Consider the following 26,845-nt stretch of genomic DNA (forward strand, 5'->3'; position numbering starts at 1 on the left):
CATGGCTGAGAAGCAAGAGCGCAACTTCCGCAAGACTCGCAGCGGCTATGTCGTGTCCGACGCTATGGACAAGACGGTCACCGTCGAGCTCGAGCAGCGTTCGACCCATCCGCTCTACGGCAAGGTCGTCCGCACCACTCGCACGGTCAAAGCCCATGACGAACACAACGACGCCCACGTTGGCGACCTCGTGAGTATCATGGAAACTCGGCCTTTGAGCAAGACCAAGCGTTGGCGCGTCGACTCCATCGTCGAGCGCGCCAAGTAACAAGTTCGGCAAGGCTCCGCGAGACACCTGCAAGGGTGCTCGGGGAGAACCAGCTCGGCTAAGGAGAATCAATGATTCAGCAGGAAACGCGGCTTCATATCGCCGACAACACGGGTGCCAAGGAGATCTTGGCCATCCGCGTGCTCGGCGGGTCGAAGCGACGCTATGCCGGCATTGGCGACGTGATCGTCGCCTCCGTCAAGGACGCGATCCCTGGCGGGTCGGTCAAGAAGGGCGACGTGGTCAAGGCCGTCGTCGTCCGCACTGTCAAGGAGCACCGTCGCGCTGACGGCTCCTACATCAAGTTTGACGAGAACGCCGCCGTCATTCTCGGCTCTGGCCGTGAACCCAAGGGCACTCGTATCTTCGGACCGGTCGGTCGTGAACTGCGCGACAAGCGCTTCATGAGGATCGTGTCCCTCGCCCCGGAGGTGATCTGAAAATGGTAGCCAAGATCAAGTCCGGCGACCAGGTCAAGGTCATCCGCGGCAAGGACCGCGGCAAGGAGGGCACCGTCACCCGCGTGCTCGCCAACGACCGTCTGATCGTCGAAGGTGTGCAAATCGTCAAGAAGCACGTGCGCGCCACACAGCAGGGCCAGCAGGCCGGCATCGTCTCCGCCGAGGCGCCGATCCATCGCTCCAATGTGATGCTGATCGACCCCGAGACCAAGGAGCCCACTCGCGTGGGCGTCGCGGTCAAGGAAGAGGCCCGTGACGGCAAGGTCAAGGTCGTGCGTACGCGCGTCGCCAAGAAGTCCGGAAAGGAGCTGGCATGAGCGCCACAGCAGTTGAAGCTCCAGCAACTCCGCGTCTGAAGCAGAAGTACAACGACGAGATCGTCGCCAAGCTGGAGAAGGAGTTCAAGCACTCCAACCCCATGCAGGTGGCGCACCTCAAGAAGATCGTCGTCTCCATGGGCGTCGGTGCCGCGGCTCGCGACTCCAAGCTCATCGAAGGCGCCGTCAAGGATCTCACGCTGATCACCGGCCAGAAGCCCAAGATCACCAAGGCCAAGAAGTCCGTCGCGCAGTTCCACCTGCGTGAAGGCCAGGCCATCGGCGCCTATGTGACGCTTCGCGGCGAACGCATGTGGGAGTTCCTCGATCGTCTGCTGACCCTCGCCCTGCCCCGCATCCGCGATTTCCGCGGCATCAACGGCAAGCAGTTCGACGGCCAGGGGAACTACAACTTCGGCCTCACCGAGCAGTCCATGTTCCATGAGATCGATCCCGATTCCATCGACCACCAGCGTGGCATGGACATCACCGTGGTGACCAGCACCAAGGACGACAAGGAAGCAAGCGCGCTCTTGAAGCACCTGGGCTTCCCCTTCAAGGAGAACTGATATGGCAAAAACCGCTCTTAAGAACAAGGCGGCCGCGAGCCCGAAGTTCAAGGTGCGCGGCTACACCCGCTGCCAGGTTTGCGGGCGTCCCCATTCCGTGTACCGCAAGTTCGGCCTGTGCCGCATCTGCCTTCGCGAGAAGGCTCACCGTGGCGAGCTGCCCGGAGTTACGAAGTCCAGTTGGTAAACATCGACGCTGAAGGTCCCTCATTCGCGCAGCCGAATGCTGCGCGGGTGGAGGAAACCACGGCGAGAAAGGGCGTACGCCCACAATGACAATGACAGATCCCATCGCAGACATGCTTACGCGTCTGCGTAATGCGAGTGCGGCAAAACACGAGACCGTGGACATGCCGTATTCCAAGTTCAAGGCGAACATCGCCGAAATCCTCGAGCGCGAAGGCTATATCAAGGGTTTCTTGGCGAAGGAAGCCAAGGTCGGCCAGACCTTGGAAATCGCCCTTAAGTACGGCCCGACCGGGGAGCGTTCCCTGCAGGGCATCAAGCGCATCTCGAAGCCGGGATTGCGCCGCTATGCGAAGTCGGACTCCCTGCCCATGCCTTTGGGCGGACTCGGCATCGCCATCATCTCGACCAGTTCGGGATTGCTGACCCAAAAGGAATGCCTCGACCGGGGCATCGGCGGCGAAATCGTCGCCTACGTGTGGTGAGAAAGGAGAGCTGAACATGGCATCGCATATTGGCAAGCTCCCCGTCGCCATCCCGGCAGGCGTGGAGGTCTCCATCGAGGGACAGAACTTCTCCGTCAAGGGCTCCAAGGGCTCTGACTCCTACACGATTCCCGAAGGCATCACCGGTGCGGTCGAGGGCGATCAGATCGTGCTGACCCCGGCCGACGATGAACGCCAGACCCGCGCATACCACGGCCTGAGCCGTTCGATCATCGCTTCGATGGTCAAGGGCGTGCACGACGGGTACACCAAGACGCTTGACATCATCGGCACGGGCTACCGTGCGCAGATGAAGGGCAAGGGCATCGAGTTCTCGCTTGGCTACTCGCACACCATCACCGTGCAGCCGCCGGAAGGCATCGAATTCGAGCTGCCGAACGCCAACCAGGTCATCGTGAAGGGCACCGACAAGCAGGTCGTCGGCCAAGCTGCGGCTAACATCCGCAAGCTGCGTGCGCCGGAACCTTACAAGGGCAAGGGCATCAAGTACACCGACGAGCACATCCTGCGCAAGGCTGGAAAGGCTGGTAAGTGATATGAGCGTGAAGATTTTCGGCAAGGGCAAGTACGTCGCACGACTTCGTCGCCATTCCCGTCTGCGCAAGCACATCTCCGGCACCGCCGAGCGTCCGCGTCTCGTGGTCACCCGTTCGAACCGCCACATGGTCGCCCAGATCGTCGACGACACCAAGGGCATGACCTTGGCAAGCGTCTCCACGCTGCAGGCTGACTTCAACGGCTTCGAGGGCACCAAGTCCGAAGCCGCCAAGAAGGTCGGCGAGCTGATCGCCAAGAAGGCCCAGGACGCCGGCATCACTGCGGTCGTCTTCGATCGTGGCGGCAACAAGTACCACGGTCGCGTCGCGGCTGTGGCCGATGGCGCCCGCGAGGGAGGTCTGGCACTGTGAGCGACAACACTGTGAGCGTCAACGATAAGGAAACTCAAGTGGCTGAAGAAACTCAGAACACTCAAAGCTCCGCCCAGGGCGGCAACGATCAGCGCGGGGATTCCCGCGATGGCCGTCGCGGCCAGCGCGGCGAGGGCCGTCGTGGCGAAGGCCGCGGTGAGGGCCGTCGCGGCGAGCGTCGCGGCCGTCGCGAGGAGAATCGCGGCGACGAGCTGCTCGACCGCGTGGTGACCATCAACCGTGTGTCCAAGACCCATAAGGGCGGACGTACCTTCAGCTTTGCCGCTCTTGTAGTGGTGGGCGACGGCAACGGCACGGTCGGCGTCGGCTACGGCAAGTCCCGCGAGGTCCCTGCGGCCATCGCTAAGGGCCAGCTGGATGCCAAGAAGCATATGTTCAATGTTCCGCGCGTTCGCGGCACGGTCACCCACCCGGTGATCGGCCATGACGCCGCGGGCACGGTCCTGCTGCGTCCTGCGGCCCCCGGCACCGGCGTTATCGCCGGCGGTCCGGTGCGCGCCGTCATGGAGTGCGCCGGCATCTCCGACATTCTCACCAAGTCGATGGGCTCCACCACCGCGGTGAATGTCGTGCGTGCCACCGTGGACGCCCTGAAGAACCTCGAAGAGCCTGAGGAAATCGCCGCCCGCCGTGGCGTCGCCCTCGAGGAAGTGGCTCCCGACGCCATGCTGCGCGCTCGTGCGGCCGGCATCGCCGAGGCTCGCAAGGCCCGTGAAGAGGCTCAGGCCAAGAAGGCCGCCTCCGACGCAAAGGATGGTGAGTGATGGCTAATCTCAAGATCACTCTGGTGCGTGGCTTGGTCAATAGGAAGCCCGCCCAGCGCGAGACGGTCAGGACTCTCGGTCTTCACAAGATCGGCCAGAGCGTCGTCCGTGAGGATTCGCCCGCCAATCGTGGTCTGGTGCACGCCGTGCGTCACCTGGTCACTGTCGAGGAGGTCGACTGATTATGGCAAACGAAGAAAACAGCATCCTGCAGATGCATGATCTGCATCCTGCTCCCGGCGCCAAGAAGGACCGCATTCGTGTGGGCCGAGGCGAAGGCTCCAAGGGCAAGACCTCGGGCCGTGGAGACAAGGGCACGAAGAAGCGCTATCAGGTTCGTATGGGCTTTGAAGGCGGCCAGCTGCCGCTGTACATGCGCCTGCCGAAGCTGCGCGGCTTCAAAAGCCCCTTCAAGAAGGAGTTCCAGGTCGTCAACATCGCGACGCTTGCCGAGCTCTTCCCCAAGGGCGGCGAAGTGAGCGTCGAGGATCTGATCGCCAAGGGCGCCGTGCGTTCCGGCTACCCGGTCAAGGTGCTTGGCGACGGCGAGGCCACGACTGCTTTCACGCTCAAGGGCGTCAAGGCATCGGCCTCGGCCAAAGCCAAGATCGAAGCTGCAGGCGGCTCCATCTCCGAAGACTGATTGTCTATGGGGATACGCTTGATATAAAGCAAAGGATATGGCCCTCCCCGCGTTGCGCGGGGAGGGCCATATCGTTATCATCACGCCTCGGCTAGGCATGCGTCTCTCGTAGACGCTCTACGCTAAACTCGACGATTAGAGTCTGTTTGCATGGGTGCGTAAGCTACGCACGACAAGGGAAGGAAACCCCAGGTGAGGACGTTAATCCAGGCCTTCAGGACCAAGGAGCTCAGGAACAAGATCCTGTTCGTCTTTGGCATGATCATCATCTACCGCATCGGTTCGTTCATCCCCACGCCCGGGGTGGATTACAAAGTGGTGCGCCAGTGCGTCGCCACGCTGTCCTCGAACCAGGAGAACTTCATAGGCCTGGTGAATCTGTTCTCCGGCGGCGCGATGCTCCAGCTGTCGATCTTCGCGCTCGGCGTGATGCCCTACATCACCGCATCCATCGTGATTCAGCTGCTGCGCGTCGTCATTCCGCGCTTTGAGGCGCTGCATAAGGAAGGCCAGTCCGGCGAGGCGAAGCTCACCCAGTACACGCGTTACCTGACCATCGGCCTGGCCGTGCTGCAGTCCACCACGATTCTGGTCACCGCCCGCTCCGGCGCGCTGTTCAACTACCAGTGCTCGCAGGTCATCCCGAACGGCTCGGTGTGGAACCTGGTCGTCATGGTGCTGGTCATGACCGGCGGCACTGGCCTGATCATGTGGATGGCCGAGCTCATCACCGAGAAGGGCATCGGACAGGGCATGTCCGTGCTCATCTTCATGTCGATCTGCTCCGGCTTCCTGCCGCAGCTGTGGGAGATCGGCTGGGGCACCAACGGCACGAACGGCGACTGGACCAAGTTCGGCATCGTCACCGCGGTGCTGCTGGTCATCCTCATCTTCGTGGACTTCGTGGAACTGTGCCAGCGCCGCATCCCGGTGCAGTACACCCGGCGCATGATCGGGCGCAAGATGTACGGCGGCTCCTCGACGTACTTGCCGCTGAAGATCAATATGAGCGGCGTCATCCCGCCGATCTTCGCCTCCTCGATTCTCGCCATCCCCACGCTGATCGCGCAGTTCGGCAAAACCGACCAATCCTGGGTCAAGTGGATCAACGGGAATCTGGCCAATACCACTTCCATCTGGTACATCGGCCTGTATTCGCTCATGATCGTCTTCTTCTGCTTCTTCTACACCGCGATCACCTTCAACCCGGACGAGACCGCCGACAATATGAAGCAGTACGGCGGATTCATCCCCGGCATCCGCGCCGGCAGCTCCACAAGCCGCTACCTGAGCTACGTGATGAACCGGCTTAATACGGTCGGCGCCGTGTATCTGCTCTTCGTGGCACTCATTCCGACGGTGCTGATCATGGCTATGAACCTGAATGCCAAGCTGCCCTTCGGCGGCACGACGATTCTAATTATCGCCGGCGTCGGACTGGACACCTTGCGCCAGGCCAAGGCGCAGACCGAGCAGTTCCAATACACCGGATTCCTCTTCGAGAACACCGATCACAAAGAGGGCTGACAGCGAAGGCTGACCGCTGCGAGAGGCTTCGCCTTTCACAAGCCGACTAGGGGTTTGCCGGGATGCGCTTCGCTCATCGCGGCTTCGGCTCCGCTGCAAAATCCGGAACAACAAACACACATCAAGCAAAGGATATGATATGCGACTGCTGATTATGGGCCCGCAGGGCGTAGGCAAGGGCACTCAGGCCGCGCTGCTGAGCGAGCACTACGGCATCCCGGCCATTTCCACCGGTGATATCTTCCGCTACAACATCAAGAACCAGACCGCGCTCGGCAAGGAAGCCCAGTCCTACACGGACAAGGGCGAGCTGGTGCCCGACGAGGTGACCAACCGCATCGTCAAGGACCGCTTGGCGCAGGACGACGCCAAGAACGGCTGGATCCTCGACGGCTACCCGCGCAACGCCGCCCAGGTGCAGGCGCTGGACGAGATGCTGGCAGAGATCGGCACGCCGCTCGACTATGCGGTCGCGCTCGAAGCCGACCACGATGTGCTCATGGAGCGCATGCGCAAGCGCGCCGAGCAGGAAGGCCGCGCCGACGACACACCCGAGGCGATCGCGGAGCGACTCGCGATCTACGAGCGCGAGACCGCGCCGCTGATCGACATCTACAAGAGCCGCGAGCAGCTGGTCACGGTCAACGGTGTCGGCGACATCGCGCAGATCAACGCCAAGATCGTTGAGTTGCTTGGCTGACTGCAGCCGGTTTTTTATATAGCACTGCAACTGCAAAACGGGAGACACGACACGCCGAGCGTGCCATGTCTTCCGTTTTGCTGTATGCTTTGAATTTGGTGTGTTTTCGCAACACCCATAAGTAAGCAAGCCAAAGAACGGATTGAGGCTCATGGCAAAAGACGGTGTGATTGAAGTCGAAGGACAGGTAGTGGAGGCACTGCCGAACGCGATGTTTCGCGTTGAACTCGAGAACAAGCATATCGTGCTCGCCACCATCTCAGGCAAAATGCGGAAGAACTACATTCGCATCCTGCCGCAGGATCGTGTGGTTTTGGAAATGAGCCCGTATGATCTCAACCGCGGTCGTATTACGTACCGTTACAAGTAACTGTACACAGCAAAAGGAAAACCATGAAGGTCAGCCCTAGCGTGAAGAAGATCTGCGAGAATTGCCGCGTGATCCGTCGTCACGGTCGCGTCATGGTGATCTGCTCCAACCCGCGCCATAAGCAGCGTCAAGGCTGAGCAATCCCAGCGACAACCAAATAATACGCTAAGTCGCAGCACTTCGCAGTGCTGAACCCCGGGTACGCAGGCTCGGGCCGGGAAACCGGATGACTTGGTGCAAGACCTGCGGAAAACAGAAGGAATCGCAATGGCACGTCTTGCCGGAGTCGACATCCCCAATGAGAAGCGCATCGAGATCGCCCTCACCTATATCTTTGGTGTAGGCCGCACTCGTGCGAAGGAAACCCTCGCCGCCACGGATATCAATCCTGATACGCGCGTGAAGGATTTGACGGATGAGCAGCTGATTACGCTGCGCGACTATCTTGAGTCCAACTACAAGATCGAAGGTGATCTGCGTCGCGAGGTCGATGCGGATATCCGTCGCAAGATTCAAATCAATTGCTACCAAGGCCAGCGTCATCGTAGGGGACTTCCTGTGCGCGGACAGCGCACCAAGACCAACGCACGCACCCGCAAGGGCCCGAAGCGCACGGTCGCCGGGAAGAAGAAGGCCACCAAGTAGTCGGTGGCATGATTCGGGCCACGAGAAGCTTCACGCGTCTCATCGTCCGAACAACCAAATAGTTCGTTACAAGGAAACGAGGGTCAGTTGGCAGCTCAAAAGCAAGCCACGCGCAAGCCGCGTCGCCGGGACCGCAAGTCGGTGCCGGTCGGGCAGGCGCATATCAAGTCCACATTCAACAACACGATCATCTCGATCACCGATCCGTCCGGGGCCGTCGTGTCCTGGGCTTCCGGTGGCGATGTCGGTTTCAAGGGCTCACGCAAGTCCACGCCGTACGCCGCAGGCATGGCTGCGGAATCCGCAGCTCGCAAGGCGATGGAGCACGGCGTCAAGAAGGTTGACGTCTTCGTGAAGGGTCCCGGCTCCGGCCGCGAGACCGCTATCCGCTCCCTGCAGTCCGCAGGTCTTGAGGTCGGCTCCATCACCGACGTCACCCCGCAGGCACACAACGGTGTCCGCCCCCCCAAGCGCCGTCGCGTCTGAGCACTCAAGAATCCATCCATCCAACCCGCCTATGGCCGGTGAGTGCACCACCGATCAGAAGCTGAAAGGATAACTATAGTGCTTATCGCACAGCGTCCGACATTAACTGAGGAATCACTGAATCCGCAGCGTTCCCGCTTTGTCATCGAGCCGCTTGAGCCTGGCTTCGGTTATACGCTCGGCAATTCGCTGCGTCGCACGATCCTGAGCTCCATCCCTGGAGCCGCTGTGACTTCGGTGCGCATCTCCGGTGCCCTGCACGAGTTCACCACTCTGCCTGGCGTCGAGGAGGATGTGACCGAGATCCTGCTGAACATCAAGGGCATCGTGCTCACGAGCGAATACGACGAGCCGGTTGTCATGTATCTGCGCAAGAGCGGCAAGGGTGAAGCGCTCGCGGGGGACATCACCCCTCCGGCCGGCGTCACCATCGCCAATCCCGATATGCACATCGCATCGCTTGCGGAAGACGGGGAGCTCGAAATCGAGTTCACCGTCGAGCGCGGCCGCGGCTACGTGCAGGCGCAGATGAACAAGTCGGATAGCGACGAGATCGGCCGTATTCCGGTCGATTCGATTTATTCCCCGGTGCTCAAGGTGAGCTACAAGGTCGAGGCCACACGCGTGGAACAGCGCACGGACTTTGACAAGCTCATCCTCGACGTGGAAACCAAGCCGGCTATCTCGCCTCGCGATGCCGTGGCATCCGCAGGCTCGACGCTGGTGGAGCTCTTCGGCCTGTGCCGCGAGCTCAACACGCAGGCGGAGGGCGTCGAAATCGGCCCCGCACCGGTTGCCGAAGAGTCGAATCCGGAGATGGCCGTGCCGATCGAGGATCTCAACCTCACGCAGCGCAGCTACAACTGCCTCAAGCGCGAAGGGATCCACACCATCGGCGAGCTGGTCGCCCACACGGAGCAGGATCTGCTGGACATCCGCAATTTCGGTATGAAATCGATCGATGAGGTCGAGGAGAAGCTGCAGACGCTCGGTCTGTCGCTCAAGGCCTCGCCGTTGGGATTCGATACCAACAACCTTGAAGGGGGCACGTTCTTCTCGCCGGAAGACGAGTGACGCGCAGCCATTCATCAAACCGCCGTCGGGTCCGGACGTTCGGGCAGCTGCCCACCTGGACCCTATGGCAATAAGGAGTAATAATGCCTACACCCAAGAAGGGCCCGCGCCTGGCTTCGAGCCCCGCGCATGAGCGCTTGATGCTCGCGAACATGGCGACCAGCCTGTTCGCCAACGGCCGCATCAAGACCACGCTGCCCAAGGCCAAGCGTCTGCGTCCGCTGGTCGAGCGCCTGATCAGCTTCGCCAAGCGCGGCGATCTGCACTCGCGTCGTCGCGTGATGCGCGTGATTCGCAACAAGTCCATCGTCCACAAGCTCTTCACCGAGATCGCCGAGCAGATGGAACAGCGCGAAGGCGGCTACACCCGCATCATCCGCGTCGCTCCGCGCAAGGGCGATGCCGCGCCGCAGGCCATCATCGAGCTCGTCACCGAGCCGGTGAGCCCCAAGCAGGCCGTCGTGAAGGAAGCCGAAGCCGCAGCCAAGACCGCTGCCGCTGCTGACGCCGAGGTCTCTGAGCAGGCCGTCGCGGATGCCTCAGCCACTGCCACCGAGCAGGCTGTCGAAGCCGATAAGGCCAACGCAGAGGCTGTCGTTGCCGAAGACAAGGCTACTGAAGCCGAGGCCGCTGCCGCTACTGAGGAGTGAGCGACTGAAGGTCTGACGGCCTTCTGACAGCTTTCCCTAGCACTGAAAACCGGTTGGTCGAAGTCACTATGACTCCGACCAACCGGTTTTCTTTATAAGGCGATAGAGTACGAAGCATGCGTGTTATTGCTGGACGATTCAAGGGCATGACCCTGCCCGCCGCCAAAACCGGAACGCGGCCGACAACCGACCGAACCAAGGAGGCGCTGTTCTCCCGGCTGGATGCGCTTGGCCTGATTGAGGATGCACGGGTCCTTGACCTGTTCGCCGGCACCGGCGCACTCGGCATCGAGGCCTTGTCCCGCGGCGCACGGGAGCTAGTGGCCGTGGAATCCGCCGGCCCTGCGGCGGCATTGCTGACGAAGACGCTGGGGTCTTTGCACCATCAGCACGAATGGCAGCCGGGCATGTCGGCCCGGGCAATGCGTCGTCGCGCCGAGCGATTCGTGGCTGACTACGCCGGAGCGCCCTTCGAGCTGATTCTCATCGACCCGCCGTATGCCTTCGCGACCAATGAATGCGAGGAGCTGCTTACGGCGCTGGCCTCGGGCGAGGCGACCGATGATAGCAGCACCATTATTCTGGAACGCTCCACACGCTCGCAGGCCCCTCAGCCGCAGGAGAGCTGGGGCATCACCGACCAGCGGCATTACGGCGAAACCGCAGTATTCTTCATCGAGCCGGAGTGACGCGGAGATGCTGGTAGGAGGGTGGACGGCATGTGCCGCTGGCATCCGCAGGGCGGAAGGTGCCGAGTCCGCTCTAGCAGATTCGAAAGTGCAATTCAAAAGTGCAGGGTCGAGGGTGCCGAAAGTGCAGTCGGCACTGCATGGCTGACGATGCAGAGTCGAAAGTCGCCAGACCACACACGGATAGCCACGAGGAACCTAGGGGCAGCAAACCCTAAGCGACGTGCCGCGGATGCGCCCCCGACACCTCCCAGCCGAGCGCCATCAGGGTTTTGCGATCGAATTTGTCGAGCTGCTGGCAGTCAAGCGCCTCAATGAGATCCGGCCGGATCTCGCTGGTGCGTTGCAGCGCCTCATTGCGGCGGAAGCGATCGACTTTGCCGTGGTCGCCGCTGAGCAGGACATCCGGTACTTCCAAGGAACGCCAGGCCGCAGGTTTGGTGTATTGGCGGTGTTCGAGCAGAGCGTTGCCGCCGGTGTAGGACTCCTCCACGATGGACTCGGGATTGCCCATGAAGCCCGGCAGCAGCCGTGTGATCGCCTCAAGCATTACCGACACGGCCACTTCGCCGCCGTTGAGCACGTAGTCGCCAATCGAATACTCTCGCACGTCGACGCCCTGCGCACGATAATGATCGGGGATGCGGGCATCGTAGCCCTCGTAGCGGCCGCATCCGAAGATCAGCCGATCGGCGTGCGAAAGCTCGGTGGCGTCGCGCTGGGTGAATAGCGGCGCCGAAGGATTGGGGAAGATGAGGACGGTGCCATGTGCATCGGTGCCATGTGCGTCGGCGGAGTTTCCGGGCGCAATGGCGTCCTCCGATATGACGGCGCCATCGAGTGTTGCGGCCTCGCCAGGCATGACGGGGCGATCCGAAGTGCCGATGTCATTCACGGTGTCTGTTGGATGCGGTGCAGATCCACCGTTGGTCAGGGCAACGGATCCCGCACTGTCCGGTTCATGCCGGCCGATAGGGTCTGTGCCAGCTGCTTCGCCCGGGTTGGCATCACCGTCATAGGCGTCGCCACGCAGCCCCAGCAGCTCGTCAAGGCACTCGCCCCAGACCTCCGGCTTCATCACCATGCCGGCCCCGCCGCCCACCGGCGTATCATCCACCGAATGGTGCACGTCGTGGGTCCAGTCGCGCAGATTGTGCGCAGCCACATGCACTAAACCGTTTTCCTGGGCCTTGCCGAGCAGAGAGAGCCTGAGCACGTCGAAATATTCGGGGAACACGCTGACGATATCGATATTCATAAGGTACAAGACTACCTGCAGCCCGGATGGTTGCATACGGCCGGTGCCGACGCGGCTTTCGTCATGCCAGCGCTGTCGTGAGTTCCTGTGTGTCGTAAGTGGCAGTACCAACGCTAATCGATATATATGGCGCACTGTCTGCCGCTCCACGTGCTTTGCATCATATATGCTTCGGAAGGCGGGTCGGCATCCCCGATGATGCACTGCGGCTATAGAAGATATAGAAAGCACAGAGCTTGTTGCACATCGCAGTGATGAGGTGATGCGGCAATGTCATCAGCGCTCAGCAGCGTTCGTCAGTTGCCCGCTATCATCCGCAGGGGAATGGATGCCGGCGCTCTGACGCATCTGCCAGAGAGTTGCGCACACTTCGCGGCTCTGCCTAAGCCAGCGTAAATATCGCGATTGATTCGCCGGTTCATCCGGGGCCTGGATGACTTCGGTAAAATCGCGCACTTCTTCGCTCATCGGGTTGCCGGTCGCGGATCGGCAGATCTCCTGCACCGTACCGTCGCCTTCCACAAGGCGCACGCTGCCGAGATCCCCGCCATTGTCGAAGCTGAGAGTTTGACGACCTGCGTATATTTCGGATCCAAACCGAGAGTTGACGGTTTTCGATATGAGAAGGGTGGCATCGAAATGCTGATAGTGCAGCACGCCGGTGCCCATTGCATCGGTGCCGGTCGAGAGCAGCAAAGGATGATATTGCGCGGCAAGCGGCGCTCCGAAAAGAGCTATCGCGTCATACGCCAGATATACCCCCAGATCCTGCAAGGCTCCGCCCGAGAACCGCGCGGTGAAAATGTTCGGTGTCTCTCCTGCGAGGAAAGCGTCATATTTCGAGGAGTATTTCATATAAGAGAGGACCGCGCCGCTGATCGCTCCCATATTGCCGACCTGCTGTGCGATGCTGCGGAATGCGTCGGTATGGATATGCCGGGCCGCCTCGAAGAAACGCACTCGAGGATGGCGCTGGAGCAGCATCTCGATCTTAGCGAACTCCGCTGGATTCGAGAATGCGGGTTTCTCGACGATGACGTTCTTCCCCGCGTCGATGGCCTTGGCCGCCTGGCTGTAATGCATGGAGTTGGGCGAGGCGATGTACACCGTGTCGATCCTCGGGTCCGCGAGGAACTCCTCGATATCGCCATACGCCGGATACGCCTCGCCGGAGAGTTTGAATCGCTCCGCGGAATCGCGTGTTCTGGAAAGAACTCCTGCCAGCTGCGCACCCTGCTGCCGTTGCACCGCGTCAGCGAACTGACGTGATATCCAACCGGTTCCGATAATCCCTATGTGCATTATTTCGCTCCTTTGCGCGTGCTGCTCCAGCCTGTAAGTCGGGCCTCCGGGCGGGTCGATGGCGAGCGTTCGCTCGTCCAAGTCGACTGGTCTTCGAGATTCACATAATTGTAACCGGGGAAGAGATTGCGCGGCGCCGTGGACTTGGCGCCCTGCCGGGTGCCTGCCACTGACCTGATCGGGAACCGTTGCGCGGTTTGCGTCACTCGCCCCGCCAGTATGCGCGGAATCATGGCAACCTCCCGTCGTGCGAATTCATCAGCATGCACCATGCTAATTCATCAGCGCATACTGTGCGATTTCATCAGCGGCATTGCCGCGTCCTATTGTTTCCGGTCTTCGTTACTGCGCACCCTGCTGACCTTTGTGCATCATAAGTGACGGTTGCGCATCAGCGCCGGCGAACCATGCCGAATCGAAGCGCGCCGTTCGCCAGTCGGTATCCAATGCGTATGTGGAGGCATCCCGCCAATCCGGCAGCAGCGCATAGTTATTTCTGGAACCGATTACTTTGGGATTGCCGACGCGCAGGAATTTCTCGGTCGCTAGGCGGGTTGTGCCCGGCCCTCGAATGCTTGAGCGCCGCCGCTGTTTTCCTACAAGCGGATTACCTCGGTTTCCGTTGGTTCGAGCGCTTTTCATTGATAGCCTTGTTATGTCTGATTATCGAATTCGAAAGGGGTGTGCAAATATGAGTGAGTACGATAAGGATGCCGAGGAAAAGAGCCAGGATACGGCGAAGGTCAATGGCGTGCCGGTTCAGGATGCGCCGCAGTCCTCTAATCCTGAGACTCCTGCGAATACGGCTTCGCAAGAGGAGAAAGAGGATATCGACAGTGCGTCCTCCACAGACGATGTTACCTATGACGTGCCGCCGGCCGACCTGTAGATAAATGACTACGAGTAAATGAATACGGATCTGCAGGAATAATCACCGCATATCACCGCAGGAACGGCGTCCATCGCGAAAGATGGACGCCGTTCTTTGTTTATGGGCAGTTGGGGAATTCAGTGTCCAGATTCACGCTCCGGGGGAGGCGATGAAAACTTTTGCCAGGCCTGTGTCAACAATGACTATGCCAAGCTGTCGTGGACAGCCTTTCCTCGTACGATTTCACTTTGTCACGCCTTATAGACGCGAACCGCTGCGTTCAATGCGAAATGTCGTTCAAATGAAGCGTCTTTTACGGCGCTATCAAGCAGAATCCTAGAAGAGCGGTCAGGTATCGCTGTGCGACTCGCCCTGAAAGGGTGATTTGAAAGGCGGCGACGGGAGGCTTTCCGCTGGCTGTGGGCTTGGCGTTCGATCGCTGGTATGCGCCGGAATGCAGCAAGCTGGAAGGCTTCAATGTTGAGCTGGCGTTGCAGGCCATACGCCGAGCCTACGCCACGAAGTACACCGGTTCGAAAGTGGATACCGGTCATGCGCGCACCTCGATGCTGTTGTCCTTCATGCCGCGTTTCAGCGAACGTCATGTCAGAATGATCGCCAAGTCGATTTCCGGCTTATCCAATTATTCCGTCTTTGATAATTTAATTGTGATCGGTTTGCAGGATGGAAGCGGGCCGAGCGCGACGGGCTATGCTTGGAAGGATTCGGCGTGGCGCGTGTTCCTCAAATGGAACGAGTCGGCGCGTGATGTGCGCACGAACCTGATGCGCATGCTGTTGGATGTGGGAGATTTCGCGCAGGCATTCGATCAGATGATTCTGCTGGAGGATATACCGGCGGCTGAGCAGTTGCTCGCCCGTCATTTCATGAAAGTATATGAGGGATTTGCTCCTGAGGTTCAGGAGGTGCTGCTCGGCCTTTCGCCTGAGGAACTGGATCGTGCGCCCTACCTGCGGCTTACGCTGGCGCTGCTGAAACTTGAGATGGGCGATGCCTCGGCATCTCGGCGACCAGGTGTTCTGGCCAGTGCTGCCGCAGTTATTTCGAAGAGCGAGCATGGCATGCAGGCGGTTATCGCCTCTGCGGCGATCGCGTTGCGCGTGGGGAAAACGCGCGACGCATACAGCAGGGCGGAACGGGCTTTGGCTGGCGCAGCGGGTCCGGATGATGTGTTTCAGGCCGCGCAGCTTATGCTGCGGTGCGGTGCTTTGCCGGAGACGCCCTTTCCTAGACTGTCTGAGGGGCGCATGGCGAGCGTCAACGAGGCGCTGACCGAGACGCTGTTCAATAAAATTGTTGCGGGGGGGGGGGCATCCGCCGACGCCCATAGAGATGTTATGCGATTCCGTTCGCTTATCTGCTCTGACGAGTGGCTGGAGCGGGAGAACGCCAAATGGAGTCTGCTTGACGCGATGTTCGGTTCGCAGGATGCCGCCGTGCCCGCCATGCAGGAGCGTTTTGCCGAGGCCCCGGTGTATTTGGGCAAGCTGTTCGCCTGCGCGAGGCTTCTTGCCGTAGGCAATCTGCCGAAGGCCGTCGATATCGCCGACTCCGGATTCGCCCCGGGGCCGGCGCGAGGAATCGCGCAGGCCATCGTGCTGCTTGCATCAGGGCAAGAGTATAAGCTGCCTGATGTCTTGGCCGAAATTCAATCGGATGGAAGCCGACGTACGAATGCGATTCTTGACGTGCTGCGGGCGGCGTCATTCAACCACCAGAAACTGAATGACGCCGCCAAGCCGTTGCTTGATGATTTGCTGGGCATGCCTCTGCCCATTGCTGCGTTTGCCCTCAGCATCCTTCCGTCTGCAGGCCTTGCTGCGCTGCTGGATCTGCAGCCAGGCCTCGCCGAGGCGGCGGCAATCGCTGCAAGACGCGGAATCGTGGGTCTAGGAGTGCCATTGCCCGTTCAACTCAACGTCGTGGAGCTGACCAAGCGGGAAATGGAGATACTGCATTTGCTGCAGCAGGGCCTCTCGGACAGAGAGATATCGGATATCTGCTATATCTCGCTGAATACCACCAAGACGCATATGCATACGATCAGGAAAAACTTGCAGTAGAACGACGGCGAAATATCCTTGCCCGCGCTCAGGAGCTGCACCTGCTCTGAGCGGTGATCGTGCGGGCGTATGCGGCAGCACGATCGCGTTTCCCCGCCGTTGCTACTGCAATCCGGGAATCAGGCCGCCAGGCGGGTCGATGGCGAGCGTGCGCCCGTCCAAGTCGATATCGGGCACAATGGGATCCACGAAGGGAACAAGCGCTGTGGTGGGCGCATCTTCGACGGTTGCGTCAGCGCTGGATGCAAGGCCACTGGCCAGCCGCAATTTCAGCAGCGACTGTGCGGGGCCGTCTATCACATCGACGATCTTGCCCAGAACCTTGCCGCCGGGCAGACCCAGCGCATTATCGTCGGCAAGCCTCGCCTCAAGACCGATGAGGTCCTTGGGGTACCACGCGTCTTCCTGCGCCATCTCCTCAGGGTCGTCCGCCTCGGCATACAGCTCGATGCCATTGAGCGCCTCGGCTGCGTCGCGGCTATCGATGCCATCGAAATGCACGATCCAGCGGTCCTTGAAAGTCCGCGCGCCTTCGACGGTGTATTCGTCAGAACCGTCGCGGGTGAAGAGCGACGCGCCGGGGGAGAAGCGCCGCCCGGGCTCGTCGGTGGTGATGCGGATGTTGACCTCGCCTTTGAGGCCCTGCGCCCGGCCGATACGACAGACCCTCAACAGCTCGCGCTGCTGAGGGTCATTGCCATGCACTGAACGCGTCACTTCTTGCGGACATCCATGATGTCGACGCGCACCTTGTGGTCGGACAAAGCCTGCGCCACGGTGCGGATCGCGTTGGCGGTGCGGCCGTTGCGGCCGATCACGCGGCCGATATCCTCCGGGTTCACACGCACGCGAAGCAATTCGCCGCGAGGGTTCTCATGGGATTTGACGGACACATCGTCGGGAAAATCCACGATGTTGGTGATCAGATGTTCAACGGCTTGCGCGAGCATGATTACTCAGCCTGCGCTTCCGAAGCCTCGGCCTCTGCCGGCTCGGACTCAGCTGCTTCGTCGGCCTTGGCGGCTTCCGCTTCAGCTGCAGCCTTGGCCGCCGCTGCGGACTTCGCAGCCTTGACCTTCTGCGCCTGGGCTTCGACGGCCTCGACGCGAGCTGCCGCGTCCGGTCCGTCCTCGGCGACCTTCAGCGTGCCTTCGGCACCTTCGAGTCCCTTGAACTTCTGCCAGTCGCCAGTGATGTTCAGCAGCTTGAAGACTGCTTCGGACGGCTGTGCGCCCACGCCCAGCCAATACTGCGCACGCTCGGAATCAATCTGGATGAGCGACGGCTGCTTGTTCGGGTCGTAGATGCCGATCTCCTCGATGGACTGGCCGTCGCGCTTGTTGCGCGAATCGGTGATGACCACACGGTAGAAGGCATAGAACTTCTTGCCCAGTCGCTTCAGACGAATCTTGGTTGCCAAAATGGCTCTCCTTGTTACTTAGGTTGCCGGTTGCCGGTTTTCTGTGGGGGCACAAAAACCTGCGGCCAGCGTGTTCCTCGCGGCGTACGGGAATGAGAGGGCCCCGCATCCGTGAATAACTGGGACATTATACAACACAGGCATGGATAGCGCGACGCGTTGCCGAGTCGGACCGTGTTGGCTGTGCTGACTTAAGAGCGCGATGCCGGGCGCCGCCCGTTTCTTCGCCGCGGTTCGTTTCCCCGGAATTGCGTTGAAAACAGGATTCTGCGAAGTCTGAGTTCAACGCAATCCCGGGAAAACGTTGAAGGGATCCCGAAGGGCCTATTTTGCCTATGGCCCCGTGGAAGTATGGTTTGCATCGTCATGCAACGGTCAGCGTCGCCGCAAGCGCCAGATGATCGCTGCCGGGAATCACGAAGGATTCCGTGCCGGACGACTCGAGGCCGGCGCTGAAAAGAATATGGTCGAGTTCCAAGCGCGGCCAGCGCAGCTGCGTGGGGAAAGTCGTGATGCGGCGTCCTGATCCTTGACGCAGACTGGCATCGTGCATGCCGGAGCGCAGCAGCGCACGGAAGCTGGGATGATGCAGATTCGAGTTGAGATCGCCCATGACAACGGTGCTGCCGGGGCGAGCGGCGCCGTTGTCATGGGCGACGGCATCGTTTACGCCTGCGAGGCCGATAATCCCTTGCGACCATTGCGCGCTTCCGCGCATGGGCGACTTCGGATGGGCGGATGCGAACAGGATCGTGCGGGCCTGAGAAGCCTCGGATGTGGTTGGGCTGGTTAGGGCAGTTGGGTTGGGGGCGCTTGAATCGGCCGGGGCGGAGCCGGTTGAGTCAAGGGAGCCGACTACATCGTGGTCACGCTCGCTGACTGTCTGCTGCGGAACTGCCACTATCAGGCTGGGCACTGCGGCAGCTGGGATGTCGATCGTGTCGGCAGTGGCGTCGATGACACGCAGATTGGTCCAGATCCCATTGAATCCGCCATTGTCGGTGTCGCGTATCGTGCCGATCTGGTGGTGGGGAAGCAGCCGTCCAAGTCCTGCTTCGCCGAGATGCTGTAGCAAATCTCGGCTCATCTCCTGCAGCGCGAGCACAGCGATGTCTTTGCTGCGCACAGCCTCGACGATTGCCTGGGCATCCGCCCTGCCATAGCGGCAATTCAGAGTCATGACCTGTAGCTTGGTGCCTTGACCGGCCTCCGCCGTGGTCGCTGGAGTCGCTGGGGTGCCATCACTTGCTGCGGTGACGCCAGTGCCAGCGGCGGCGGCATTATTTTCGGTTGCGGTTGCGGGCGTGCACCGATAAGCATGCCGCTCAATAGCGATGACCAGCATCGCGATCGCCGCCCCCGCAACCGCAACCCACCATTGCCGCGCGAGCAGCGCATACGCGGCAATGGTGGCGGCGGGAATCCACGCGAAGGGCACGAGCGCAATAAGGTATGGCAGCACGCCATGCGCTTCGCCTCCTGAAGGAAGGAAGCACAACGATACCCATACTGCGACGATGAGAAGCGCGGCCGACAGCAGCCAGGAAATCATCCGAACAGGCCGGACAGTCCGCCACCCAGATTCGGCGGCAGCGTTGGTTCGCCGTTCTCTCCTGCGCCGCTTAGTGCCTCCTGCAGTCCGGCGGGAAGGGCTGGGTTCTGCGGCTTCTTGGCGAAGGCCGAGCCACCGGATTTGGTGCCGCCCTTGCCGGCAAGCCGCTCGCGCAACGCCTTCTCCTCGGCTTCGCGTTTCATCGGATTGCCGGATTTGGAGCTCTTCTTCTTGCCCTTCTTGCCGCCCTTTTTGCCGGAGCCAGTGGCAGGCCCGCCGAAGCCGGGGATGCCGCCCATGCCAGACTTGTTCGACATGCGACGCATCATCTTTGCGGCCTGTTCGAAGCGCTGCAAGAGTCCGTTTACTGCGGAGACGGTGTTGCCGGAGCCGTACGCGATGCGCGCGCGGCGTGAACCGTCGATGATCGAGGGGTCGCGCCGCTCGGCCGGCGTCATGGAGTGAATGATGGCCTCCGTGCGGTCGATCTCGTGCTCGTCGAACTGCTCGAGCTCCTTGCGGTGCTGCGCCATACCGGGAATCATGCCCAGCAGGCTCTTCATCGAACCGAGCTTGCGCACTTGCTGCAGTTGCTCAAGGAAGTCGTCAAGGCCGAAGGTGCCTTTCGACATCTTCTCCGCGGCCTTCTTGGCCTCTTCCTCGTCGAACTGCTTCTGCGCCTGCTCGATGAGGGTGAGGATGTCGCCCATGTCGAGGATGCGCGAGGCCATGCGGTCGGGGTGGAACACCTCGAAGTCCTTGAGACCCTCGCCATTCGAAGCGAAGAGAATTGGCTTGCCGGTCACGCTGGCGACCGAAAGCGCCGCGCCGCCGCGGGCGTCGCCATCGAGCTTGGAGAGCACGACGCCGGTGAAGTCCACGCCCGCGTCGAAGGCCTTGGCGGTCTGCACCGCATCCTGGCCGATCATCGCGTCGATGACAAAGAGGATCTCGTTGGGGTGCACGGCGTCGCGGATGTCACGCGCCTGCTTCATCAGTGCCTCGTCAACGCCGAGACGGCCTGCCGTATCGATGATCAACGTGTCGTAGAGCTTGGTCTTCGCCAGTTCGACCGAGTCGCGGGCCACCTTGACCGGGTCGCCGCTCGTCGCCCCGGGAGCGGAAACCGCGTCGCCGCCGGCTGATTGGACGCCCTTCTCCGGCGCATAGACCGGCACGCCGGCGCGTTCGCCGACCACTTGCAGCTGCGTCACCGCGTTCGGGCGCTGCAAATCAGCCGCCACCAGCAGCGGCGTATGCCCGGCGTCCTTAAGCCAGTAGCCAAGTTTTCCAGCCAGCGTGGTCTTGCCCGCGCCCTGCAGGCCGGCAAGCATGATGATCGTCGGCGGGTTCTTGGCGAAGTTCAGCGGCCGGTCGACGCCCGCACCCAGAATCGCCGTCAGCTCCTCGTTGACGATCTGCACCACCTGCTGCGCGGGGTTGAGCGCCTGCGAGACCTCCACGCCGAGCGCGCGCTCGCGAATCTTCGCTGTGAAGGAGCGCACGACTTCCAGCGACACATCGGCGTCGAGAAGCGCACGGCGTATCTCGCGGATGGTCCCGTCGATATCCGCCTCGGAAAGCTTGCCTTTGCCCCGCAAATGCTTGAAGGCATTCGAGAGCCGGTCTGTCAAAGAACTAAATGCTGCCATAATGCCATTTAGTCTAACCGTTCGTAGGGAGAAGCGGGGGCGCAGGTCGGGGCAGGCGGTATGCCATGAGGAGAACGGGGGCGACGGTGGATAGCCGCACTGTTGTTGCGCACCCGCACACACAAACCTGTCGCATAATCTCCTACAATCATCGTTGATACGGGCTATCTGCGTTGTGTGAGGCGTTATTGATGGTCTGCGGAGGTCTATCTGCGTTGTGTGAGGCGTTGCTTCATAGCGAGTCGAGTATCAGTCGGCGAAAAGCCGCCATTTTCAGCCAGCGATACTCAAGGTGCCACGGGATTAACGCCTCACACAACGCAGATAGACCTGGGCAAGGTCGAATTAACGCCTCACACAACGCAGATACGGTTGAACTGGTGCCTCATCGAAGCTGAAAGGGGTGTCCAGGATGCCGACGTGGGAGCGGTTGGGCGAGTGTGGGGTAAGCGCAGGTGTTTCCAATTGTTTTCGTACTTAAGTTCTTTGACATGGTGTTCTTAGACACAGTTTTTTTTGACATAGTGTACTTTGTAGTGTAAAGTTACATAGTAACGCAAAGTAAACTGCATTCGTAAAACGTAAGGATGTAGACAGGCAATAAGAAAGAGGTGGTGACCATGGAACAGCGAACTTATAATCATCTTGGTGAGCCGATCGCGCGGGATTCCTCGCGGGCGAGCGAGCGGGACGATTCGCAGGCGCTCGACCGCAGGTCGGCTGCGGATGCAAACGAATCGAGCAATCCGTCGAATGCGCAGGCAGGCGGGCCAATAGACTCGCAGGCAGCGGCCTTCGACGGCGAATCGCTGTCCGACCCGCGCGAGGCGCTCAGACTCATCGAGCATCAAAGCCGGCGCGTGGGTCGTATGTTCAATGTGTTTCATTGGAAATTCTGCTTGGTGTGGGGCTTGTCATGGCTTATCGGGTACGGCGTGCTCGGGTTCTCGACCAGGGCTGCGGGCGGAGTGACGCCCGGCTGGGCATGGGGCGTTGGCGCGGCTCTGCTGGTTGGCGCGGTTGCTATTTCCGTGATCGTAGGCTTGAGGGGCGTGTCGGGCTACAAATCATCGGCGCGGGCAGCTCGAGACGATTCCAGACGCGGCGCGATTTACGGCTGGACATGGTCCCTCGGCTTCTTCTTCGGCATGGGCGGGCTCGGCTCGTTCGTGAATCGCTTTGCGCTTCCCGACGACGCATCTTCGATCCTCTTCAATATGGTCGCGATTCTGCTCGTCGGCGTGCTGTACATGGCAGGCGGCGCACTGTGGGGCGACTTGTCGCAGCTGATAGTCGGCGTGTGGATGATTGTGATCGTCTTCGTGCTGCCTATGCTCGATGTCGTCACGGGTTTCTTCATCATGGCCTTCCTCGGCGGCGGGGCCATGCTGCTGATGGCGCTCTGGGCGGTAACGCTGGGCAATCGCAATGCGGCCTTCGCCGCATTGATGGGCGGGCGGTGAGCGTATGGAGGACGAACTCGACCCGGTCATCCATGCCGCGTCCCGGTTGCGCATCATGACGGCATTGGCTGCGATCGGCAAGGATTCCTCGCTGTCGTTCGCGAAGCTCTCCGAGCTGCTCGGCATGACCCCGGGCAATCTCTCGGTGCATCTGACCAAACTGGAAAAGGCCGGATATGTGGCGATCGAGAAAACCTTTGAAGGACGCAAGCCCGCTACATTCGTCGCCATGACAGTGCAGGGCCAAGAGGCCTTCGACCGTTATCTCGCCGCGCTCAGGAAGCTGCTTGGCCCGGTCGGCAAAGGCTGAGACCGCGGCTGCGAACAGCCCGATGGGAGAAGCATTCCATCGGGCTTGCCGTTGCGTGAAGCCAAGGAATATAAGCTATGTCACAGTGCAATGAAGCCAGTGTGATGAAGGTCATAGGAAACCTCGGAGCATGCCTTGGCTGAAATGGTAATCTGGCAGTAAACGTGTCGCACGACCTCTGCCGCAGCGAACGCAAAGGCGAGTCGGCGGTCTTAGGACAATGAAGTAGGCCAATTTGGCGGCCGCGCACACGGGCAAAAGATACTGCTAACCGGCTATCCGCAGCCTGCAGGGTTGCAACGCAAAGGAGACTCATGGCAAAGAACGTCATTCAGTTCGGTTTCGACGCCAAAACCGCGAACCAGCACGAAGAGGGGACCATCAAGGCCGGCGTCGCCACAGTCAAGGTCCTCGAATCCTGGGGAGTCAAGCACATCTTCGGCATTCCCGGCGGCTCGATCAACTCGCTGATGGATGCGCTCTACGTCGAGCGCGACAACATCTACTACGTCCAGGTGCGCCACGAGGAAGTCGGTGCGCTGGCCGCCTCCATGCATGCCAAGTACACCGGCCACATCGGCGTGTGCTTCGGCTCGGCGGGTCCTGGCGGCACGCATACCCTGCAGGGGCTGTATGATGCGCGTGAAGAGCATGTGCCGCTGCTCGCGCTCATCGGCCAGTTTGGCACTGCCGGGCTCAACTGGGACACCTTCCAGGAGATGAACGAGAACCCGATCTACGCTGATGTCGCCATATACAACCGGCAGGTCTCCACCGCCGAGCAGATGCCGCACGTCATCGACGAGGCGATTCGCCAGGCCTACGCCAAGAACGGCGTCGCCGTCGTGCAGATCCCGGTCGATCTCGGCTGGGTAGACATCCCGCAGGACGGCTGGTATTCCGCAGCTCATGCATATCGCCGCTACCCGAACCCGCAGCTCAACGCCGAAGACATCGACGCCGCCGTCGAGCTGCTGAACCAGGCCGAGCGCCCGGTCATCTTCGCCGGCATCGGCACGCGCGGCAATGGGCAGGCGGTGATCGATCTGAGCCGCAAGATCAAAGCTCCGCTGGCCAACACCGGCATCAGCTTCGACAACTTCCCTTCGGACTATGAGGCGCTGCTCGGCAGCCCGAACCGCGTCTCCACCAAGCCGTCGGTCGAATGCTTCCCCGAGGCCGATACGGTGCTGTTCGTCGGCAGCAACTACCCCTTCGCCGAGGTGTCCAAGGTCTTCAAGAACGTCAAGAAGTTCATCCAGATCGATATCGATCCTTCCAAGCTGGGCAAGCGCCACAATGCCGATGTCGCCATATTGGGAGACGCGGGCGACGCGCTGCGTGCGATCTGCGAGAAGGTCGATGAGAAGGAAAGCACCGGCTGGTGGCGCGCGAATCTTGCGAATGTCGCCAATTGGCGCGAGTACGTCACCAAGCTGGAGAAGAAGACCGAAGGCGACTTGCAGCTCTATCAGGTCTACGACGCCATCAACCAGGTGGCCGACGAGGACGCGATCTTCTCGATCGACGTCGGCGACGTTACGCAGACCTCCATCCGCCATCTGCACATGAATCCCAAGCAGATGTGGCGCACCTCCTCGCTTTTCGCCACGATGGGCATCGGCATCCCCGGCGCGATCTCCGCCAAGCTCGACTTCCCCGACCGCCAGGTGTGGAACCTCGCGGGCGACGGCGGCTTCAACATGACCATGCAGGATCTCGCGACCGCCGTGCAGTACGAGCTGCCGACGCTTCATGTGGTCTTCAGCAACCAGCAGTTCGGCTTCATCAAGGACGAGCAGGAGGACACCAACCTCGGCTACCTCGGCGTGCATTTCATGGACATCGACTATGCCAAGCTCGCCGAGGCGATGGGTGCCGTAGGCCACACGGTCACCGAGATCAGCCAGGTGCATGACGTGTTCGCCCAGGCCGTGCAAGAGGTACGCGAAGGCAAGGTCGTCGTCATCGATGCCAAGATCAGCAACGAGCGCCCGCTGCCGGCCGAAATGCTCGAGCTTGAGCCGCGCCTGTACTCGGCTGAGCAGATCGACGCGTTCAAGAAGCGCTACGAGGCTCACGACCTGAAGCCGCTGAGCTACTTCCTTGAGCAGGAAGGTCTCGAAGCCCGCATCGAAACCGTCGAACAGGGCGGGTTCTGATCTTGAGCAGACTCGGTGCATGACGAGGTGCCTGCGGTCCGCATGACCGCAGGCACCTTTTGCGTTTCCGCGGACATACCGCCGTTACGCCAGACTCCATGTGGAACCTTGCGGCCCGTCTTCGATGGCGATGCCGGCGGCGTTCAGGGCGTCTCGTATCGCATCGGCCTTGGCGAAATCCTTGGCCTTGCGGGCTTGGGCGCGGGCGTCGAGCCGTTCGGCGATCAAGGCGTCCAGAACATTGTGCTCGGATGCCCCGGTACCGGTGGAGGCTGAACCGCTGCCTGCACCACCGGCCCACGGCTCGGCCAGCGGGTCGAGGCCGAGTGTGTCGAGCATAGCGCGTACCGAAAGCAGCGTGTCCCGCAGCAGGTCTTCGGTTGCGGGACCAGTCGCAGGCTCCGTGCCCGCAATGATTGGAGTGCCCGCAGCAGTCTCGATGTGGCGGCCATGTGCTTCGCCCTTCCCCGCGAACTGTGCGCCTCCGGTCGTATCGGCCACTGCATTACCGGTGGCGGCAGTATGGGCAGCCTGACCGGCGTCACTGTTGACGGAATGCGCCGCAGAATCCTTCGCAGCGCCACCCTTCGCAGCGCCGGCCGCCAACTTCGCCAGCAGCGTGTTGCCGCTGCGGATCGCGGTGAAGATCGCGGCGGTCGCGCCGGAGACGTTGACGTCGTCATTCATGGCTTCCACGAACTCGAATGGCAGCCAGTCAGCCGAAACGGCCGTGACCTCTTCTCGCGAGGGCTGCCCGCCGAAGTCAGCCAGAGCGGCGCCGGCCCGTTCGATGAAGTTGCTGATGCGTTCGTAAGCGGAGCGAGCTTCGGCAAGCGTCTGATCCGACCACTCGAGCATCGAGCGGTACTGCACGGAGCCCAACGCGTACCGCACGACCCAGGGCGAATCCTGCACCAGCACGGCCGGCACCGACAGACCGTTGCCGAGGGACTTCGACATCTTCTCGCCCTTGGCGGTCACCCACGCCGAATGCATCCAGCGATTCGCCGAGCGCCATCCGGCTGCCTTGGTCTGCGCCATTTCGTTCTCGTGATGGGGGAAGCGCAGGTCCAGCCCGCCGCCGTGGATGTCGAACATGTCGCCCAGGTACCGATGGCTCATCGCGGAGCATTCGATATGCCAGCCGGGCCGGCCGGTGCCGAACGGCGTCGACCAGCGTGCGGTCTGCGGGTCGCTGGGTTTCGGCGCCTTCCACAGCGCGAAATCGCGCACGTCATGCTTGTCGGGGGAGGCGTCGGCCGGGTCGACGGGATTGTATTTGTCGTCGCCCGCCGAGTCCACGCTCGGCCCCATGCGGTCGGCGACCGCAGCGGCTTCGTCAACCTCGGCGGCAGCGCTCGCTCCCGCACTGCCGGACTGCTTTTGATGCGTCAGCTCGCCGTACTGCGGCCAGCTGACCACGTCGAAGTACACGTTGCCGGTCGGTTTGCCCTGCTCGTCACGCACGATGTAGCCGTGCCCGTTGTCGATGATGCGCCCGATCAGTTCGACCATATCGCTGACATGCCCGGTGGCCCGCGGCTCGACCGTAGGCGGCAGCACGCCGAGCTCGTCATAGGCCTGCGTGAACTCGCGCTCGTAGAAATACGCCCGCTCCCACCACTGCTGGCCGGCGGCGGCAGCCTTGTCAAGGATCTTGTCGTCGATATCGGTCACATTGCGCACGAACGTGACCTGGTAGCCCAGCCGCAGCAGCCAGCGGCGCACGATGTCGAAGGCGACCGCCGCGCGGATATGACCGATATGCGGCGAGCTCTGCACGGTCGCCCCGCACACGTAGATGCCGACCTTGCCGGGCACGATGGGCGTGAAACGCGAAACCGCGTGCGAAGCGGTGTCGTAGAGCCGCAGCTTGGCGGCCGCATGGGCCTGCAAACTGTTGGAATCGAGCGGTTTTTCGGCATCTGTCATACCTATGAGGGTATTAGCGTTCCGCGACAACATGCGGGCGATAACGCGGGCAGAC

General features: G+C 61.2%; 32 protein-coding genes and 3 pseudogenes. 26 read left to right on the forward strand and 9 right to left on the reverse strand.

What is annotated here, in order from left to right; translation table 11 throughout:
* Position 1 precedes the first annotated feature (1 nt).
* The 21 genes and pseudogenes from rpsQ to BISU_RS13455 form a co-directional block, all read left to right on the forward strand.
* Positions 2-268: a 30S ribosomal protein S17 gene (rpsQ, locus tag BISU_RS00665; RefSeq protein WP_024464338.1), complete on the forward strand. Its 267-nt coding sequence runs from the start codon at positions 2-4 to the stop codon at positions 266-268.
* Positions 269-339: 71 nt separating this feature from the next.
* The gene (gene rplN / locus BISU_RS00670; RefSeq protein WP_024464339.1) at positions 340-708 is read left to right on the forward strand and encodes a 50S ribosomal protein L14; all 369 of its coding nucleotides are present in this window, start codon (positions 340-342) and stop codon (positions 706-708) included.
* 2 nt (positions 709-710) lie between these two features.
* Entirely contained in the window at positions 711-1,046 is a 336-nt protein-coding gene (rplX, locus tag BISU_RS00675; RefSeq protein WP_024464340.1) for a 50S ribosomal protein L24, read from the forward strand.
* Positions 1,043-1,615 carry a 50S ribosomal protein L5 gene (gene rplE / locus BISU_RS00680; RefSeq protein ID WP_024464341.1) on the forward strand — a complete coding sequence of 191 codons (573 nt, stop codon included), beginning with the start codon at positions 1,043-1,045 and terminating at the stop codon, positions 1,613-1,615. Before rplX ends, rplE begins: the two co-directional genes overlap by 4 nt.
* A gap of 1 nt (position 1,616) precedes the next feature.
* Positions 1,617-1,802, forward strand: coding sequence for a type Z 30S ribosomal protein S14 (locus BISU_RS00685; RefSeq protein ID WP_024464342.1), 186 nt, complete (start codon positions 1,617-1,619; stop codon positions 1,800-1,802).
* An 85-nt stretch (positions 1,803-1,887) separates the two neighbouring features.
* The gene (gene rpsH / locus BISU_RS00690) at positions 1,888-2,286 is read left to right on the forward strand and encodes a 30S ribosomal protein S8 (RefSeq protein WP_024464343.1); all 399 of its coding nucleotides are present in this window, start codon (positions 1,888-1,890) and stop codon (positions 2,284-2,286) included.
* Between the two features lie 16 nt (positions 2,287-2,302).
* Positions 2,303-2,842, forward strand: a complete 540-nt coding sequence (gene rplF, locus BISU_RS00695; protein WP_024464344.1) for a 50S ribosomal protein L6 — start codon at positions 2,303-2,305, stop codon at positions 2,840-2,842.
* A gap of 1 nt (position 2,843) precedes the next feature.
* Positions 2,844-3,215: a 50S ribosomal protein L18 gene (gene rplR / locus BISU_RS00700; protein WP_024464345.1), complete on the forward strand. Its 372-nt coding sequence runs from the start codon at positions 2,844-2,846 to the stop codon at positions 3,213-3,215.
* 11 nt (positions 3,216-3,226) lie between these two features.
* A complete protein-coding gene (rpsE, locus tag BISU_RS00705) occupies positions 3,227-4,000 on the forward strand; it encodes a 30S ribosomal protein S5 (protein ID WP_024464346.1) in 774 nt (257 codons plus the stop codon).
* Positions 4,000-4,182 carry a 50S ribosomal protein L30 gene (gene rpmD / locus BISU_RS00710; RefSeq protein WP_024464347.1) on the forward strand — a complete coding sequence of 61 codons (183 nt, stop codon included), beginning with the start codon at positions 4,000-4,002 and terminating at the stop codon, positions 4,180-4,182. The genes rpsE and rpmD overlap by 1 nt, the downstream gene beginning before the upstream one ends.
* 2 nt (positions 4,183-4,184) lie before the next feature.
* Positions 4,185-4,643, forward strand: a complete 459-nt coding sequence (gene rplO, locus BISU_RS00715) for a 50S ribosomal protein L15 (RefSeq protein WP_033502754.1) — start codon at positions 4,185-4,187, stop codon at positions 4,641-4,643.
* A 192-nt stretch (positions 4,644-4,835) separates the two neighbouring features.
* A complete protein-coding gene (gene secY, locus BISU_RS00720; protein WP_024464349.1) occupies positions 4,836-6,170 on the forward strand; it encodes a preprotein translocase subunit SecY in 1,335 nt (444 codons plus the stop codon).
* Between the two features lie 139 nt (positions 6,171-6,309).
* Positions 6,310-6,870, forward strand: a complete 561-nt coding sequence (locus BISU_RS00725; protein WP_024464350.1) for an adenylate kinase — start codon at positions 6,310-6,312, stop codon at positions 6,868-6,870.
* 151 nt (positions 6,871-7,021) lie between these two features.
* Positions 7,022-7,240, forward strand: coding sequence for a translation initiation factor IF-1 (infA, locus tag BISU_RS00730; protein ID WP_003808114.1), 219 nt, complete (start codon positions 7,022-7,024; stop codon positions 7,238-7,240).
* 23 nt (positions 7,241-7,263) lie between these two features.
* Positions 7,264-7,377, forward strand: a complete 114-nt coding sequence (gene rpmJ / locus BISU_RS00735) for a 50S ribosomal protein L36 (protein WP_024464351.1) — start codon at positions 7,264-7,266, stop codon at positions 7,375-7,377.
* Between the two features lie 130 nt (positions 7,378-7,507).
* Positions 7,508-7,885: a 30S ribosomal protein S13 gene (gene rpsM, locus BISU_RS00740; RefSeq protein ID WP_024464352.1), complete on the forward strand. Its 378-nt coding sequence runs from the start codon at positions 7,508-7,510 to the stop codon at positions 7,883-7,885.
* Between the two features lie 87 nt (positions 7,886-7,972).
* A complete protein-coding gene (rpsK, locus tag BISU_RS00745; protein ID WP_024464353.1) occupies positions 7,973-8,371 on the forward strand; it encodes a 30S ribosomal protein S11 in 399 nt (132 codons plus the stop codon).
* A gap of 78 nt (positions 8,372-8,449) precedes the next feature.
* On the forward strand, positions 8,450-9,445 hold the full coding sequence (locus BISU_RS00750; RefSeq protein WP_024464354.1) for a DNA-directed RNA polymerase subunit alpha: 996 nt from the start codon (positions 8,450-8,452) through the stop codon (positions 9,443-9,445).
* An 83-nt stretch (positions 9,446-9,528) separates the two neighbouring features.
* Positions 9,529-10,095 (forward strand): 50S ribosomal protein L17, encoded by a 567-nt coding sequence (gene rplQ, locus BISU_RS00755; RefSeq protein ID WP_024464355.1) that lies wholly within the window; start codon positions 9,529-9,531, stop codon positions 10,093-10,095.
* A gap of 116 nt (positions 10,096-10,211) precedes the next feature.
* Positions 10,212-10,784, forward strand: coding sequence for a 16S rRNA (guanine(966)-N(2))-methyltransferase RsmD (rsmD, locus tag BISU_RS00760; RefSeq protein WP_024464356.1), 573 nt, complete (start codon positions 10,212-10,214; stop codon positions 10,782-10,784).
* 232 nt (positions 10,785-11,016) lie between these two features.
* Positions 11,017-11,190 (forward strand): annotated as a pseudogene (locus tag BISU_RS13455) (hypothetical protein); the annotation flags it as partial.
* On the opposite strand, the pseudogene BISU_RS00765 reads toward BISU_RS13455, so the two are convergent.
* From BISU_RS00765 to BISU_RS00775, 3 genes and pseudogenes are all read right to left on the reverse strand, one after another.
* Positions 11,119-12,078, reverse strand: a pseudogene (locus tag BISU_RS00765) (tRNA (guanine(37)-N(1))-methyltransferase); the annotation flags it as partial. The pseudogenes BISU_RS13455 and BISU_RS00765 overlap by 72 nt on opposite strands.
* Before the next feature lie 240 nt (positions 12,079-12,318).
* Positions 12,319-13,344 (reverse strand): Gfo/Idh/MocA family protein, encoded by a 1,026-nt coding sequence (locus BISU_RS00770; protein ID WP_051246261.1) that lies wholly within the window; start codon positions 13,342-13,344, stop codon positions 12,319-12,321.
* Entirely contained in the window at positions 13,344-13,616 is a 273-nt protein-coding gene (locus tag BISU_RS00775) for a hypothetical protein (RefSeq protein WP_051246263.1), read from the reverse strand. The genes BISU_RS00770 and BISU_RS00775 overlap by 1 nt, the downstream gene beginning before the upstream one ends.
* 419 nt (positions 13,617-14,035) lie before the next feature.
* Between BISU_RS00775 and BISU_RS00785 the strand changes: the two genes are divergently transcribed.
* Positions 14,036-14,233 carry a hypothetical protein gene (locus BISU_RS00785; RefSeq protein WP_024464359.1) on the forward strand — a complete coding sequence of 66 codons (198 nt, stop codon included), beginning with the start codon at positions 14,036-14,038 and terminating at the stop codon, positions 14,231-14,233.
* Positions 14,234-14,634: 401 nt separating this feature from the next.
* Positions 14,635-16,299, forward strand: coding sequence for a helix-turn-helix transcriptional regulator (locus tag BISU_RS00790; protein WP_034532883.1), 1,665 nt, complete (start codon positions 14,635-14,637; stop codon positions 16,297-16,299).
* Between the two features lie 102 nt (positions 16,300-16,401).
* Here the strand turns inward: BISU_RS00790 and rimM are convergent, their stop codons facing one another.
* The 5 genes from rimM to ffh all read right to left on the reverse strand — a co-directional run bounded on the left by rimM (position 16,402) and on the right by ffh (position 20,923).
* Positions 16,402-17,004: a ribosome maturation factor RimM gene (gene rimM, locus BISU_RS00795; protein ID WP_033502750.1), complete on the reverse strand. Its 603-nt coding sequence runs from the start codon at positions 17,002-17,004 to the stop codon at positions 16,402-16,404.
* Positions 17,005-17,012: 8 nt separating this feature from the next.
* Positions 17,013-17,249: an RNA-binding protein gene (locus BISU_RS00800; RefSeq protein ID WP_024464363.1), complete on the reverse strand. Its 237-nt coding sequence runs from the start codon at positions 17,247-17,249 to the stop codon at positions 17,013-17,015.
* A gap of 2 nt (positions 17,250-17,251) precedes the next feature.
* Entirely contained in the window at positions 17,252-17,719 is a 468-nt protein-coding gene (gene rpsP / locus BISU_RS00805) for a 30S ribosomal protein S16 (protein WP_024464364.1), read from the reverse strand.
* 364 nt (positions 17,720-18,083) lie between these two features.
* On the reverse strand, positions 18,084-19,271 hold the full coding sequence (locus tag BISU_RS00810) for an endonuclease/exonuclease/phosphatase family protein (RefSeq protein WP_024464365.1): 1,188 nt from the start codon (positions 19,269-19,271) through the stop codon (positions 18,084-18,086).
* Complete coding sequence (ffh, locus tag BISU_RS00815) at positions 19,268-20,923, reverse strand: signal recognition particle protein (RefSeq protein ID WP_033502743.1); 1,656 nt, start codon at positions 20,921-20,923, stop codon at positions 19,268-19,270. The genes BISU_RS00810 and ffh overlap by 4 nt, the downstream gene beginning before the upstream one ends.
* Before the next feature lie 620 nt (positions 20,924-21,543).
* Here ffh and BISU_RS00820 point away from each other — a divergent pair.
* The 3 genes from BISU_RS00820 (at position 21,544) to spxB (ending at position 24,858) form a co-directional block, all read left to right on the forward strand.
* The gene (locus BISU_RS00820; protein WP_024464367.1) at positions 21,544-22,386 is read left to right on the forward strand and encodes a hypothetical protein; all 843 of its coding nucleotides are present in this window, start codon (positions 21,544-21,546) and stop codon (positions 22,384-22,386) included.
* Between the two features lie 4 nt (positions 22,387-22,390).
* Entirely contained in the window at positions 22,391-22,696 is a 306-nt protein-coding gene (locus BISU_RS00825; RefSeq protein ID WP_024464368.1) for a winged helix-turn-helix domain-containing protein, read from the forward strand.
* A gap of 314 nt (positions 22,697-23,010) precedes the next feature.
* Positions 23,011-24,858, forward strand: a complete 1,848-nt coding sequence (gene spxB / locus BISU_RS00830; RefSeq protein ID WP_024464369.1) for a pyruvate oxidase — start codon at positions 23,011-23,013, stop codon at positions 24,856-24,858.
* Positions 24,859-24,942: 84 nt separating this feature from the next.
* Here the strand turns inward: spxB and cysS are convergent.
* Positions 24,943-26,748: pseudogene (gene cysS, locus BISU_RS00835) on the reverse strand (cysteine--tRNA ligase); the annotation flags it as partial.
* Between the last annotated feature and the right edge of the window lie 97 nt (positions 26,749-26,845).

This window comes from Bifidobacterium subtile, from assembly GCF_000741775.1.
Classification (GTDB): Bacteria; Actinomycetota; Actinomycetes; order Actinomycetales; family Bifidobacteriaceae; genus Bifidobacterium; species Bifidobacterium subtile.